The organism is Microbacterium sp. MMO-35, from assembly GCF_037147555.1.
GTDB lineage: Bacteria > Actinomycetota > Actinomycetes > Actinomycetales > Microbacteriaceae > Microbacterium.
In genome coordinates this window covers 381,239-394,069 of the sequence record NZ_JBBCVH010000001.1, presented here as the reverse complement: position 1 = coordinate 394,069, position 12,831 = coordinate 381,239, and the positions used below count along the sequence as shown (strand labels likewise).

Below are 12,831 nucleotides of genomic sequence, written 5' to 3'. Positions count from 1 at the left end.
CGTCTCGCTCCGCCGTCCTATGCCGCCGCGACGACCGTCGCGGCGGCGAGGGTCGCTCCGTCGACCGGATGGATGAGCAGCAGGGCGCCGCCCTCCCGATCGTCGGCGTACGGCTCCAGGGGCAGGGGCGACGCGAAGCGGATCCGCACCCGCCCGATCTCGTTCACGGCCAGCTCGGCGGCGTCCTCCAGGGCGAGGGTGTCGAGGTCGCGGCGGGAGAGCACCTCGGCCACGATCGCCTGCACGGTCGCGGTGCCGTGCTTGGCGAGCACCCGCGCCCCCGGCGCGATCGGGCGCACGTCGAGCTGGAAGATCTCGACCTCGGCCTCCTGGTGACCGCTCGGCACGGTGCCGGCGGTCGCGATGAGCGCACCGCGGGCCGCGTCCACCTCGTCGGCGAGGGTCACCGCGATGGACTGCGCGGTATGCGCGGCCTCGGCCACGCGACCGGCGACGCGGATGCCGGTGACCGTCGTCTCGTGCCCGCCGGGGAACACCTGCACACGGTCGCCCACCCGCACGGATCCGCTCGCCACGCGTCCGGCGAACCCGCGGTAGTCGCGCAGGTCGTCGGCCTCCGCGTCGTCGACGAGGGCGGAGATCCCGCCCTGCGGACGGATCACGGTCTGCACCGGGAGGCGGAAGGCGGCGTCCTCCTCGGCCTGGCGCGCCGGGAGGGTCTCCAGCAGCTCGCGCAGGGTGGGGCCGTCGTACCAGGGCGTGCGCGCGGACGGATCCACGATGTTGTCGCCCTCCAGCGCCGAGACCGGGATCACATGCGTGTCGATGAGACCCAGCTCCGCCGCGACCGCGAGCGCCTGCTCCTCGACGGCGCGGTAGCGCGCCTCGTCGAAGCCGGTGAGGTCGATCTTGTTGACGGCGACGATCACATGCGGCACGCGCAGCAGCGACACCACCGCGAGGTGCCGCCGCGTCTGCTCCACGACGCCCTTGCGCGCGTCGATGAGCACGACCACGGCGTCGGCGGTCGCGGATCCGGTGACCATGTTGCGGGTGTACTGCACGTGCCCGGGGCAGTCGGCGAGGATGAAGCTGCGCGCATCGGTCGCGAAGTACCGGTACGCGACGTCGATCGTGATGCCCTGCTCGCGCTCGGCGCGCAGGCCGTCGGTGAGCAGCGCGAAGTCGAACTCGCCGTGCGCGAAGCCGCGGTCGGCGGAGGTGCGCGCGACCTGCTCGAGCTGATCCGCGAGGATCGCCTTCGCGTCGTGCAGCAGCCGGCCCACGAGGGTGGACTTGCCGTCGTCGACGGATCCGGCCGTGGCGAACCGGAACAGGGTCGTGTCGCCGAGCAGCGCCGGGGCGCCCTCGGACCGCGAGAACGAACCGGCGTCGCGAGACCGCCGATCGGAAACGCTGTCTCGCGACGCGGATTCGGTCTCGCGGGTCAGGGAGGTGTCGGTGCTCATCAGAAGTATCCGTTCTTCTTGCGGTCCTCCATGGCGGCCTCGCTGATCCGGTCGTCGGCGCGGGTGGCGCCGCGCTCGGTGAGCGTGGAGCGGGCGACCTCGGAGACCACCTGGTCGACGGTGGCCGCGTCGGACTCGACGGCACCCGTGCAGCTCGCGTCGCCGACCGTGCGGTAGCGGACCGTGCGGCGCTCGACCTGCTCGCCCTCCCGGGGCTGCGCGTGCTCGTTGACCGCCCACCACATCCCGTCGCGGCGGAAGACCTCGCGCTCGTGCGCCAGGTACAGCGGGGGGAGCGGGATCCGCTCGCGGGCGATGTAGCGCCAGACGTCCAGCTCGGTCCAGTTCGAGATCGGGAACGCGCGCACGTGCTTGCCCGGGGTGTGCCGGCCGTTGTACAGGCTCCACAGTTCCGGGCGCTGGTTGCGCGGATCCCACTGCCCGAACTCGTCGCGCAGCGAGATGATGCGCTCCTTGGCGCGCGCCTTGTCCTCGTCGCGGCGGGCGCCACCGAACACGGCGTCGTGCTTGCCCGCGGCGATCGCGTCGAGCAGCGGCTGGGTCTGCAGCACGTTGCGGGTGCCGTCCGGACGCTCGGCGAGCCGGCCGTCGTCGATGTATTCCTGCACGCGCGCGACCTCGAGCTTCAGCCCGAGCCGCTCGACGGTCTCGTCGCGGAACCGGATGACCTCGTCGAAGTTGTGCCCGGTGTCGACGTGCAGAACCGGGAAGGGGATCCGGCCCGGCGCGAAGGCGCGGGCGGCGAGGTGCAGCACCAGCACGGAGTCCTTGCCGCCGGAGAACAGCAGCACGGGGCGCTCGAACTCGGCCACGACCTCGCGGATGATGTGGATCGCCTCGGCCTCGAGCAGGTCGAGCCCGGTGAGGGATCCGGCGTCGGGCCCGGCGAGGGTCTCGGCGGGAGCGGGCAGGGTGTCGATGATGCTCATACGTGGAGTCCGCATTCGGTCTTGGCGAGCCCGGCCCAGCGGCCCGAGCGGGGGTCTTCGCCCGCGGCGACGGGCTTGGTGCACGGCGCGCAGCCGATCGAGGGATAGCCGTTCGCGACCAGGGGATTCACGACGACCTCGTGCGCGGTCGCGTAGGCGATGAGGTCGTCGAACGACCAGCTCGCGACGGGGTTGACCTTGATCAGGCCGTTGCGCTCGTCGAACGTGATCAGCGGCGTGTTCGCCCGGGTGGGGGCCTCGTCGCGGCGCACGCCGGTGAACCACACCTCGTAACCGCCGAGGGCCTGGTGCAGCGGGGCGACCTTGCGCATCTCGCAGCACAGCGCCGGATCCCGGGAGAACAGGTCCTTGCCGTACTCCGCATCCTGCTCGCGCACGGTCTGCGCGGGCTTCACGTCCACGATGCGCACGTCGAGCGTGCGGGCGACCTCGTCACGGGTGAACGTCGTCTCCAGGAAGTGGTAACCGGTGTCGAGGAACAGCACGTCGACGCCCGGGATCGACTCCGCCACGAGGTGCGGCAGTGCGGCGTCGGCCATCGAGCAGGCGACGGCGGCGAGGCGGGGGGAGACGTTCGCGGCGACCCAGGCGACGACCTCCGCGGGGGAGGCCTCGTCGGCGGATCCGCTGCGCAGCTCGGCGGCGCCGCGCTCGGCGAGGGCGCGCAGCTCGTCGAGCGAGCGCCGGGCCGGCCGCACCTCCACGGCGGTGCTCATACCAGCGCCTCCTCGTCGGCGCGATGCGCCCAGGTGGCGAAGGTCTCGTCGGCGTCGGCGCGATCGGCGAGGTAGCGCCGGATCACGCGCTCCGCGTAGTCGGCGATGCCGTCGGCGGGCACCTTCAGGCCGCGGACCGTGCGGCCCAGGCCCGCCTCCTCGCGGTCGGCGTTCGCCAGCCCGCCGCCGAGGTGCACCTGGTAGCCGGGCACCTGCTCGCCGTCGATGGTGACGAGCTGGCCCTTGAGGCCGATGTCGGCGGTCTGGATCCGGGCGCAGGAGTTCGGGCAGCCGTTCACGTGCAGGGTGATCGGCCGGCCGATCTCGGGCTCGAGCGCGCCCAGGCGCTCCTCGAGCTGCTCGATCGCCTGGGCTGCGTTGACCTTCGTCTCCACGATCGCGAGCTTGCAGAACTCGATCCCGGTGCAGGCGATCGTCGCGCGGCGGAACAGGCTCGGCCGCGCCTCGAGCCCGATCGCGGACAGCCCGGCGATCAGGGACTCGACACGGTCCTCGGCGATGTCCAGCACGAGCACCTTCTGGTACGGCGTGGTGCGGATCCGCGAGGATCCGTGCTCCTCGGCGAGGTCGGCGAGAGCCGTGAGCGCCGTGCCGGAGACCCGGCCGACGGCGGGCGCCGCGCCGACGTAGAACAGGCCGTCCTTCTGACGGTGCACGCCGACGTGGTCGCCGCGTCCCACGGGCTTCGGGGCGGCGGGGCCGTCGGGCAGCGGGGAGTCGAGGTACTCGTTCTCGAGCACCTCGCGGAAGCGCTCGACGCCCCAGTCGGCCAGCAGGAACTTCAGCCGCGCCTTGTTGCGCAGCCGGCGGTAGCCGTAGTCGCGGAAGATCCGCGTGACCGCGTGCCATACTTCCGCGACGCGCTCGGGTGCGACGAACGCGCCGAGGCGCTCGCCGAGGCGCGGCACGGTCGACAGCGCGCCGCCGACCCACAGGTCGTAGCCGATGCCGAGCTCGGGGTGCTCGTACGCGACGAACGCGCAGTCGTTGATCTCGTGCACCACGTCCTGACTGGGGTGCCCGGTGATCGCGGTCTTGTACTTGCGGGGCAGGTTCGCGAGAGTCTCGTCGCCGATGAAACGGTCGACGATCTCGCGGATCTGCGGCGTCGGATCGATGATCTCGTCGGCGGCGATCCCGGCCACGGGGGATCCGAGGATCACCCGGGGGACGTCGCCGCAGGCCTCGGTGGTGCTGAGGTCGACGTCTTCCAGGCGGCGCCAGACCTCGGGGACGTCCTCGATGCGGATCCAGTGCAGCTGGATGTTCTGCCGGTCGGTGAAGTCGGCGGTGTCGCGCGCGAACTCCGTCGAGATGCCGCCGATCACGCGCAGCTGCTCGGTGGTCAGCTGGCCGCCGTCGATGCGGACCCGCAGCATGAAGTACTCGTCCTCGAGCTCCTCCGGGGTCAGCGTCGCGGTGCGGCCGCCGTCGATGCCGGGCTTGCGCTGCGTGTACAGGCCCCACCAGCGGAACCGCCCGTGCAGATCGGTCGGGTCGATCGACGCGAAGCCGCCCTGCGCGTACTCGCCCTCGATCCGCTCGCGCACGTTCAGGCCGTTGTCGGCGAGCTTGAACTCCTCGTTGCCGTTCAGGGGCTCCGTGCCGTCGACGGCCCACTGACCGTGCGGCTTGGTGGGCACGCGGGCGGTGCGGGTGCGAGCGCCGCGGACGGGCGCGGCGGGCACGGCGGTGGTCGGTTCGGGAGACATGCCGACACGCTACGTGCGCACCCGCCGGATCCGCCCGTCTGTGTCATCGCCTCCGACACGGAGCGTCATTGTTCGACATGGTCCAGTTTCCTCCGGGGTGGATGCGGTTCAATGGAGCGCCCGCCGTGCGGATCCGGCCCGTGCATCCGACGGCGATCCCAGTCGTGGCTCCCGGCCGTGGAGCGCGGGTGGACGGCGCCACGACCGCCATCACGCCGTCTCAGGCGCGCGCGGCGAGCTGCACGACGCCTTCGCGATAGCGGTCGACCACGAGGTCGACGAGCGGCTGCGGGGGCTCGCCGTCGTCCAGCAGGGGTTCGGTCAGCAGGCCGGATCCCGTGATGCGCCGCGCCACGTCGAAGAAGTAGCCGTGCGCGAGGAGGTACGTCGCGACGGGGGAGCCGGGGTGCGCGTCCAGCGCGTCGGCGAGGCGCGGCTCGCGCGCGGCGAGGTACGCGGGCACCACTGCGCCCCCGAGCCGCGCGGCCAGCAGGCGTGCCGACTCCTCCGCGTCGGGAAGGGAGCGCGGATCGCGGGATCCGGCGACCGCCAGCACGACCGGCGCCGCGGGGTCCTCGGCGGCGCCGGCTTCGGCGAGCCGCTGGGCGAGCACCTCCGCGAGGCGCGCATCGGGGCCGAGCGGATCCGTCACCACCGCGTCCGCGCGGGCGGCCACGGCGCGCCCCAGATCGACCCGTACGTGGAAGCCCTGGGACAGCAGCAGCGGCACCACCACGACCGGCCCGTCGACCGCGGCGAGGGCGGTCGGGGCGTCGGGCTGCTGCACGTCGACGAAGCCGGAGCGCACCTCGACCCGCGACGGATCCGACGCCGAGTGCGGCCCGCCCGCACCGTTCAGCCGCTCGGAGACGCGCTGCACGAGCAGGGCGATCGCGGCCGCGCCGGCCGCGTCGTCGGTGCCGTGCGAGACGGCGAGCAGAGCGGGGCGGGTCATGGTCGGAGTGTATGCGGATCCGCCCGCCGCGGTCCGCTCGGCGGTTCACACGTCGAAATCTGGCCGCCTCACCCGAACGACTCCGCGACCAGTTCGCCGAACAGGGCCTCGGCGTCGACGTCGAGGCGCTGCCGGGCGAACCAGTCGCACACGTTGACGCAGTCGCGATGCAGCAGGTCCAGGCCCTGCGGGTTCGCCACGGTGTCCACGATCTGCGGCAGGTCGATCACCACCACGCGGCCGTCCTGCACGAGCAGGTTGTACGGCGAGAGGTCGCCGTGCGCGAGCCCGGCACGTGCGAACACGCGCATGAGGTCGCCGACCTGCGCGAACAGCTCGGCGAGCAGGACGGGGTCGTGCCGCACCTGCGCGAGCCGGGGTGCGCCGACGCCGTCGGCGGATCCGATGAACTCCATGAGCACTTCGGTGCCGGTCACCTGCACCGGGTAGGGCACGGGCGCCCCGAGCTCGTGCATCCGGCGCAGTGCCTCGAACTCCGCGAACGACCACTGCGCCGCGGCGACCTGGCGGCCGTGCTCGCTCTTGCGCGCGAGCGCCCTGGCGTCCCGCGAGTTCCGGGTGCGCCGCCCCTCGGTGTAGACGGCGGAGCGGTGGAAGGCGCGGTGATCGGGGCTGCGGTAGCGCTTGGCGGCGAGCAGGGTGCGCTGAGCAGGATCGCCGGGCACCGCCCGTTCGAGCAGGAAGACATCGGCCTCCTTGCCGGTCTTGAGGATGCCGAGCTCGGTGTCGACGGCGCCCGCCGAGGTCACCACCCAGCCCGGGCGCGGCTCCGGGCCGCGCTCGGTGGGCGTCGCGGACGGCCAGGTGGTCCAGCGCTGCCCGTCGGCCAGGTCGACATCGGCGAAGGAGAGGCCGAGATCGTCGTCGTCGGCGGCGGAGAGGAAGAGAGAAGCAGAGACATCCGGGGATGCGGAGGAAGGGATCACGAGGGGCTCCGGGTCGGGGCCGCTCGCGGAAGCGTCGGGCGGGCGGCCTCAGAGAAGAAGGGGGGCGAAGGGCGCGACAACAGAGACGTTCATCGTCAGCTCCTTCCCTCGGATCCCGGGCGGATCCCGGCGCCCGCCGAGTCTACGGGCCGGGGTCGCCTCCTGTCGAGGGCGGCCGGAAACCGTCCGAAAGGTGGAGGCCCCGGGCAGGCGGCGCCTCGGGGGCCCTGCATACGCTGGAAGCACCTGACCCGAGGAGAGCCGTGTTCACCACTCCCGCCCGCCTGTTCCGCGTGCTCGCGATCGCCGAGGCCATCACCTGGACCCTGCTGATCGGCGCGCTCGTCGGCCGCGCCACGGGCCTGCCTCCGGTGCTCGTCACGATCGCCGGATCCATCCACGGCTTCGTGTTCCTCTCCTACGCCGCGACCGCGGTGCTGCTGGCGTTCCACCAGCGCTGGGGCGTCGGCGTCGCGGTCGTCGCGATCGCGAGCGCGATCGTCCCCTACGCCACGATCCCCGCCGAGATCTGGCTGCACCGCACGGGGCGTCTCGCCGGCGCCTGGCGTCTGGAGCAGACCGACGACCCGCGCGACGCGGCCTGGTACGACCGCACCATGCGCTGGTTCCTGCACCGGCCGTGGGTGCTCGCGCTGCTCATCGTCGCCGCGGTCGCCGCCCTCTTCGCCGTGCTGCTGCTGATCGGCCCTTCCGGAGGGTCGCATTGAGACGCGGAAGCGCCGCTCAGTACACCAGCACCCGGTTCTTCTCCACGATCTCGTCGGCGACCGTCGAGGCGCTTCCGTCCGTGCAGTCCAGGATGAAGTACAGCCCGGATCCGGCCTTCTCGAACACCCTCGCCTGGATGACCCAGGTCGCGGCGTCGTTGTGCCCCTGGACCGCGCGCGAGTCGATCTCGTAGCCGCCGTCGGAGGCGCTCTCGAGTGCGAGGTCGCGCGCGGCCGCGGTGACGTCCGCGACGGTCGCCTCGGTCAGCGCGGCCAGCATGAGGTCGCTCGCCTCGCGGTCGTCCTTCGCGCCGGTCGACGAGGAGGTGCCCTGCCAGAACTGAGCGACGCAGATGCCGTCGACCGTGGCGTACGACCAGCCGCCGTTGCCGTCATCGGGCTTGTCGACCGTCCAGCGGGAGTCGGCGATCAGTCCGTCCGACCACTCCACGTGGCTGCCCGCGGGCAGGGACGGGTCGTCGAAGCGCAGCGATCGGGTGCTGGAGGAGGTGGGGTCGTCGGCGGACGGCTCATCGGTCGACGCGGGGGCGGACGTGGCGTCGAGGTTCTTCGCACCGCCGGCGTACGGGGTGAACGGGAAGCCACAGGCGCTCAGCGGAAGGGCGGCGGCGAGCAGCAGGCCGACGGCGCCGAGACGGAGCGCGGCTGACGCAGTGCGCGAGTGAGTCGTCATGACGCCGATCTTAGGGATCAGCTGAATGCCGCGTCGATGGGCAGTCCGGTCCGGCGGTTCCCCCCACGGGGATCCCCGCGGGGACGGCGTTCCGAGCTCTTCGCAAAAGTTGAGTTGAGTCATATCAAGTTTGTTGACATCCCTTGACAGCCGGCGTATCGTTGAGTCATCGCGACTCAGGTTTCCGGGTTCCTTCTCGGGGGCTGCGGCCGCGCAGACTTTTCCGCACTTCCGACTGAAGGAGAAAACAAATGGCACGTGCTGTCGGTATCGACCTCGGTACGACGAACTCCGTCGTCAGCGTCCTCGAGGGCGGCGAGCCCAAGGTCATCGCCAACGCAGAAGGCTTCCGCACCACCCCGTCGGTGGTCGCCTTCACCAAGGACGGGGAGGTGCTCGTCGGCGAGACCGCGAAGCGCCAGGCCGTCACCAACGTCGACCGCACGATCGCATCGGTCAAGCGCCACATGGGCACCGACTGGTCCTTCGACGTCGACGGCAAGAAGTGGACGCCGCAGGAGATCTCCTCGCGCATCCTCATGAAGCTCAAGCGCGACGCCGAGGCCTACCTGGGCGACACGGTCACCGACGCGGTCATCACCGTCCCGGCGTACTTCAACGACGCCGAGCGTCAGGCCACGAAGGAGGCCGGCGAGATCAGCGGCCTCAACGTGCTGCGCATCATCAACGAGCCCACCGCGGCCGCCCTGGCCTACGGCCTCGACAAGGGCAAGGAGGACGAGCTCATCCTCGTCTTCGACCTGGGTGGCGGCACGTTCGACGTGTCCCTGCTCGAGGTGGGCAAGGACGACGACTTCTCCACGATCCAGGTGCGCGCCACCGCGGGTGACAACCGCCTCGGCGGCGACGACTGGGACCAGCGCCTCGTCGACTACCTGATCAAGCAGTTCAAGGACTCGACCGGCGTCGACGTCTCCGGCGACAAGATCGCGCTGCAGCGCCTCAAGGAGGCCGCGGAGCAGGCGAAGAAGGAGCTCAGCTCCTCGACGTCGACCAGCGTCAACCTGCCGTACCTGTCGCTCACCGAGAACGGCCCCGTGTCGCTTTCCGAGACGATCACCCGCGCCAAGTTCGAGGACCTCACCAAGGACCTCCTCGACCGCACCAAGAAGCCCTTCGAGGACGTCATCCGCGAGGCCGGCATCAAGGTCGGCGACATCGCGCACGTCGTGCTCGTCGGCGGTTCCACCCGTATGCCCGCCGTGGCCGAGCTCGTCAAGCGCGAGACCGGCAAGGAGGCCAACAAGGGCGTGAACCCGGACGAGGTCGTCGCCGTCGGCGCCGCCCTCCAGGCCGGCGTCCTGAAGGGCGAGCGCAAGGACGTCCTGCTCATCGACGTCACCCCGCTGAGCCTCGGCATCGAGACCAAGGGCGGCATGATGACCAAGCTCATCGAGCGCAACACGGCCATCCCGACCAAGCGGAGCGAGACCTTCACCACCGCCGACGACAACCAGCCGTCGGTCGCGATCCAGGTCTTCCAGGGCGAGCGCGAGTTCACCCGCGACAACAAGCCGCTGGGCACCTTCGAGCTGACCGGCATCGCGCCGGCTCCGCGCGGCATCCCGCAGATCGAGGTCACCTTCGACATCGACGCGAACGGCATCGTGCACGTGTCCGCCAAGGACAAGGGCACGGGCAAGGAGCAGTCGATGACCATCACGGGCGGATCCTCGCTCTCGAAGGACGACATCGACCGCATGGTGCGCGAGGCCGAGGAGCACGCCGCCGAGGACAAGAAGCGCCGCGAGGCGGCCGAGGTCCGCAACCAGGCCGAGACGCTGTCCTACTCGATCGAGAAGCTCATCTCGGAGAACGAGGACAAGCTCCCCGAGGACGTGAAGACCGAGGTCAAGGCCGACGTCGACGCGCTCAAGACCGCACTGGCGGGCGAGGACGACGAGGCCGTGAAGACCGCGTTCGAGAAGCTGAACCAGTCGCAGACGAAGCTCGGCGAGGCGATCTACGCGCAGTCCCAGGCCGACGCGGCCTCCGCCCCGCAGGGCGAGCCGGCGGCCGAGGGCGCCGCGTCCGATGAGGACGTCGTGGACGCCGAGGTCGTGGACGACGAGGACGAGAAGAAGTAATGACGGATCCCAAGGACTTCGAAGAGCCCGAAGAGGGCCGTGAGGTCGGCGGCCAGGGGTCGGGCGCGAACGCGTCCGGCCCCGCGGCCGGGGCCGGTGACGCGCAGGACGACGCCGACGAGCTCACGGTCGACGACATCCTGAACACGGCGCCGAGCGACGACGCGCTCGCCGAGGACGCCGCGGAGGACGCGGCGCTCGCCGACGCCGAGCACACCCTGCTCGTCGACCTCAAGCGCCTCCAGGCCGAGTACGCGAACTACCGCCGCCGCACCGAGGAGCAGCGCGGCGTCGAGATCCAGCGCGCGAAGGGCGAGGCCGCCAAGGGCCTGCTCCCCGTGCTCGACGATCTCGACCGCGCCGCCCAGCACGGCGATCTGCAGGAGGGCACGCCCTTCGCCGCGATCGCCGAGAAGGTCCGTTCGGTCGCCGAGCGTCTCGGCGTGGTCTCCTACGGCGAGAAGGGCGACGAGTTCGACCCGCAGCAGCACGAGGCGATCTTCCAGCAGCCCACCCCGGGCGTCGAGAAGACCGTCGTGCTGGAGGTCGTCGAGGTGGGCTACCGCCTGGGCGACGTCGAGCTGCGTCCTGCCAAGGTCGTCGTCGCCGTTCCCGCTGAGTAGGGGGGTGGTCGATGGCTAGCCAGGACTGGTTCGACAAGGACTTCTACAAGACCCTCGGCGTCTCGAAGGACATCTCCGAGGCGGACCTGAAGAAGACCTACCGCAAGCTCGCACGCAAGTACCACCCCGACTCCAACCCCGGCGACGCCGCGGCGGAGGCGAAGTTCAAGGAGATCAGCGAGGCGTACTCGGTGCTCTCCGACACCGAGCAGCGCGCCGAGTACGACCAGATCCGCGCGATGGGCGCCGGCGGGGCGCGGTTCACCGCGCCCGGCAGCGCCGGCAACGGCGGCTTCGACGACGTGTTCAGCGCGTTCAACCGGGGCCGCGGCAGCCAGACCGCCGACTTCGACGACATCTTCGCGATGTTCAACCAGGGCGGCGGAGGGTCGTTCGGATCCGGTCGGTTCGGACAGCCGTCCGGCGGCTTCCGCGGCTTCGGCGGGCCCCAGAAGGGCGCCGACGTCACGGCCCGCACGACGCTGTCGTTCGCGACCGCGGTGCAGGGCGAGACCGTCACGCTGCAGGGCGAGGACGGCCGTCCGCTCAAGGTGAAGATCCCCGCGGGCGTGAAGGACGGGCAGAAGATCCGTCTGCGCGGTCGCGGGCGGCCTTCGCCCGACGGCGGCGAGAACGGCGACATCGTGGTGCAGGTCTCCGTGAAGCCCCATCCGGTGTTCACCCGTGACGGGCTGAACCTGCGGGTGACCGTGCCGGTGACGTTCACGGAGGCGGCCCTCGGCGCCACCATCGAGGTGCCGACGCTCGGCGGGGATCCGGTCAAGCTCAAGGTCGCGGCGGGAACGCCGTCTGGCCGGGTGCTGCGGGTCAAGGGACGCGGCGTCACCACGTCCAAGGGCTCGGGGGACCTGCTCGCCGAGGTCCAGGTCGCCGTGCCGGCGCATCTGGACGAGGCCGCACGCGAGGCGCTCGAGCGCTTCCGCGCCGCTGAGCCCGCGGAGAACCCGCGCGCCGAGCTTCTGGCGAAGGCGCGGGCGTGATGAGCGCCTCCGCTCGGGCTCTCTCCGTGCCGGGAACGGGCGAACTGACCGAGATCAGGTGGATCCCTGTGGATTCTCCTGATCTCGGTCAGTCGACCTTGTGTCGGCAGGTCCGAAATGCGGTGCGCCATGGGCGATGAGCGCATGAGCGCCGACACCCCGATCTTCGCGATCGCGGTCGCCGCCGAACTGGCCGGCATGCACCCGCAGACCCTCCGCCAGTACGACCGGATCGGGCTGGTCGTGCCCGGCCGCACGCGGGGCGGATCCCGCCGCTACTCCCAGCGCGACATCGCCCAGCTGCGCGAGGTCGCCCAGCTGTCCAGCGAGGGCATGAGCCTGCCGGCGATCGCGAAGCTGCTCGACCTCGAGGATGAGGTGCGCACGCTCCGCCGCCGCGTGGTCGAGCTCGAGCATTCCCTGCGCGAAGAGCGCGCCTCCCGCCCCGGCGTGCGGGTCTTCGCCGCCGGTGCGACCGGATCCATCATGGCCGTGCCGTCGGGACGGCGGATCCGTCGGTCGACCGAGGTCGTGCTGTGGCGCCCCTGGGGGGGCCGCACCGAGGCGTCGGACGAGGAACTCGCCGACGACCCGGACGACAGCCGACGCTGAGGCGCGTCCGGTGCAGGGCCGCGCGCGGTCGCGCCGTCCCGATCCGGTGCCGTGCGACCGCTAGGGTCTCGATCCAGGGCATGAAATCGATTTCCTACCTCATGCGCCCTGAGGCGCTGCGGGCATCGAGACCTGTTTCCCCGCGTGCCGTAGGGCGCCACCACGACACCCGAGTAGGGGGCGCGCCCGGGATCATCCACGAGTGTCTTGTATCTGAAATCGATTTCGCCTACCCTGGGTGCAGCCCGGTCGATGCCGACTCAGCGCGACCGCGGACCCGGACCCCTGTGCCGGACCCAGCACCGAATCGACG

At 71.3% G+C, this 12,831-nt stretch carries 12 protein-coding genes; 5 read left to right on the top strand and 7 right to left on the bottom strand.

The window, feature by feature from the left end:
- Window positions 1–17 precede the first annotated feature (17 nt).
- From WFJ01_RS01730 to WFJ01_RS01705, 6 genes are all read right to left on the bottom strand, one after another.
- On the bottom strand, window positions 18–1,430 hold the full coding sequence (locus WFJ01_RS01730) for a sulfate adenylyltransferase subunit 1 (protein ID WP_336628019.1): 1,413 nt from the start codon (window positions 1,428–1,430) through the stop codon (window positions 18–20).
- Complete coding sequence (gene cysD / locus WFJ01_RS01725) at window positions 1,430–2,380, bottom strand: sulfate adenylyltransferase subunit CysD (protein WP_336628018.1); 951 nt, start codon at window positions 2,378–2,380, stop codon at window positions 1,430–1,432. The genes WFJ01_RS01730 and cysD overlap by 1 nt, the downstream gene beginning before the upstream one ends.
- Window positions 2,377–3,117 (bottom strand): phosphoadenylyl-sulfate reductase, encoded by a 741-nt coding sequence (locus tag WFJ01_RS01720; protein WP_292882960.1) that lies wholly within the window; start codon window positions 3,115–3,117, stop codon window positions 2,377–2,379. Before WFJ01_RS01720 ends, cysD begins: the two co-directional genes overlap by 4 nt.
- Window positions 3,114–4,850 carry a nitrite/sulfite reductase gene (locus WFJ01_RS01715; RefSeq protein ID WP_292882963.1) on the bottom strand — a complete coding sequence of 579 codons (1,737 nt, stop codon included), beginning with the start codon at window positions 4,848–4,850 and terminating at the stop codon, window positions 3,114–3,116. Before WFJ01_RS01715 ends, WFJ01_RS01720 begins: the two co-directional genes overlap by 4 nt.
- Window positions 4,851–5,070: 220 nt before the next feature.
- Window positions 5,071–5,805, bottom strand: a complete 735-nt coding sequence (locus WFJ01_RS01710) for a sirohydrochlorin chelatase (RefSeq protein WP_336628017.1) — start codon at window positions 5,803–5,805, stop codon at window positions 5,071–5,073.
- Between the two features lie 68 nt (window positions 5,806–5,873).
- Complete coding sequence (locus WFJ01_RS01705; protein WP_336628016.1) at window positions 5,874–6,752, bottom strand: serine protein kinase RIO; 879 nt, start codon at window positions 6,750–6,752, stop codon at window positions 5,874–5,876.
- Window positions 6,753–7,015: 263 nt separating this feature from the next.
- Between WFJ01_RS01705 and WFJ01_RS01700 the strand changes: the two genes are divergently transcribed.
- A complete protein-coding gene (locus WFJ01_RS01700; RefSeq protein ID WP_336628015.1) occupies window positions 7,016–7,480 on the top strand; it encodes a DUF3817 domain-containing protein in 465 nt (154 codons plus the stop codon).
- Between the two features lie 16 nt (window positions 7,481–7,496).
- Here the strand turns inward: WFJ01_RS01700 and WFJ01_RS01695 are convergent, their stop codons facing one another.
- Window positions 7,497–8,174, bottom strand: a complete 678-nt coding sequence (locus tag WFJ01_RS01695) for a hypothetical protein (protein ID WP_295032639.1) — start codon at window positions 8,172–8,174, stop codon at window positions 7,497–7,499.
- A gap of 251 nt (window positions 8,175–8,425) precedes the next feature.
- Here WFJ01_RS01695 and dnaK point away from each other — a divergent pair, with 251 nt between their 5' ends.
- From dnaK to WFJ01_RS01675, 4 genes are all read left to right on the top strand, one after another.
- Complete coding sequence (gene dnaK / locus WFJ01_RS01690) at window positions 8,426–10,282, top strand: molecular chaperone DnaK (RefSeq protein ID WP_336628014.1); 1,857 nt, start codon at window positions 8,426–8,428, stop codon at window positions 10,280–10,282.
- Window positions 10,282–10,905: a nucleotide exchange factor GrpE gene (locus tag WFJ01_RS01685; protein WP_336628013.1), complete on the top strand. Its 624-nt coding sequence runs from the start codon at window positions 10,282–10,284 to the stop codon at window positions 10,903–10,905. The genes dnaK and WFJ01_RS01685 overlap by 1 nt, the downstream gene beginning before the upstream one ends.
- An 11-nt stretch (window positions 10,906–10,916) precedes the next feature.
- The gene (locus WFJ01_RS01680; protein ID WP_251443124.1) at window positions 10,917–11,906 is read left to right on the top strand and encodes a DnaJ C-terminal domain-containing protein; all 990 of its coding nucleotides are present in this window, start codon (window positions 10,917–10,919) and stop codon (window positions 11,904–11,906) included.
- Between the two features lie 129 nt (window positions 11,907–12,035).
- Complete coding sequence (locus tag WFJ01_RS01675; RefSeq protein ID WP_336628012.1) at window positions 12,036–12,518, top strand: heat shock protein transcriptional repressor HspR; 483 nt, start codon at window positions 12,036–12,038, stop codon at window positions 12,516–12,518.
- The last annotated feature ends 313 nt before the right edge of the window (window positions 12,519–12,831 follow it).

Coding starts and splice junctions, on each gene's coding strand:
- WFJ01_RS01730 (WP_336628019.1), bottom strand. CDS start 1,430: ATGAGCACCGACACCTCCCTGACCCGCGAGACCGAATCCGCGTCGCGA.
- cysD (WP_336628018.1), bottom strand. CDS start 2,380: ATGAGCATCATCGACACCCTGCCCGCTCCCGCCGAGACCCTCGCCGGG.
- WFJ01_RS01720 (WP_292882960.1), bottom strand. CDS start 3,117: ATGAGCACCGCCGTGGAGGTGCGGCCGGCCCGGCGCTCGCTCGACGAG.
- WFJ01_RS01715 (WP_292882963.1), bottom strand. CDS start 4,850: ATGTCTCCCGAACCGACCACCGCCGTGCCCGCCGCGCCCGTCCGCGGC.
- WFJ01_RS01710 (WP_336628017.1), bottom strand. CDS start 5,805: ATGACCCGCCCCGCTCTGCTCGCCGTCTCGCACGGCACCGACGACGCG.
- WFJ01_RS01695 (WP_295032639.1), bottom strand. CDS start 8,174: ATGACGACTCACTCGCGCACTGCGTCAGCCGCGCTCCGTCTCGGCGCC.
- dnaK (WP_336628014.1), top strand. CDS start 8,426: ATGGCACGTGCTGTCGGTATCGACCTCGGTACGACGAACTCCGTCGTC.
- WFJ01_RS01685 (WP_336628013.1), top strand. CDS start 10,282: ATGACGGATCCCAAGGACTTCGAAGAGCCCGAAGAGGGCCGTGAGGTC.
- WFJ01_RS01680 (WP_251443124.1), top strand. CDS start 10,917: ATGGCTAGCCAGGACTGGTTCGACAAGGACTTCTACAAGACCCTCGGC.
- WFJ01_RS01675 (WP_336628012.1), top strand. CDS start 12,036: ATGGGCGATGAGCGCATGAGCGCCGACACCCCGATCTTCGCGATCGCG.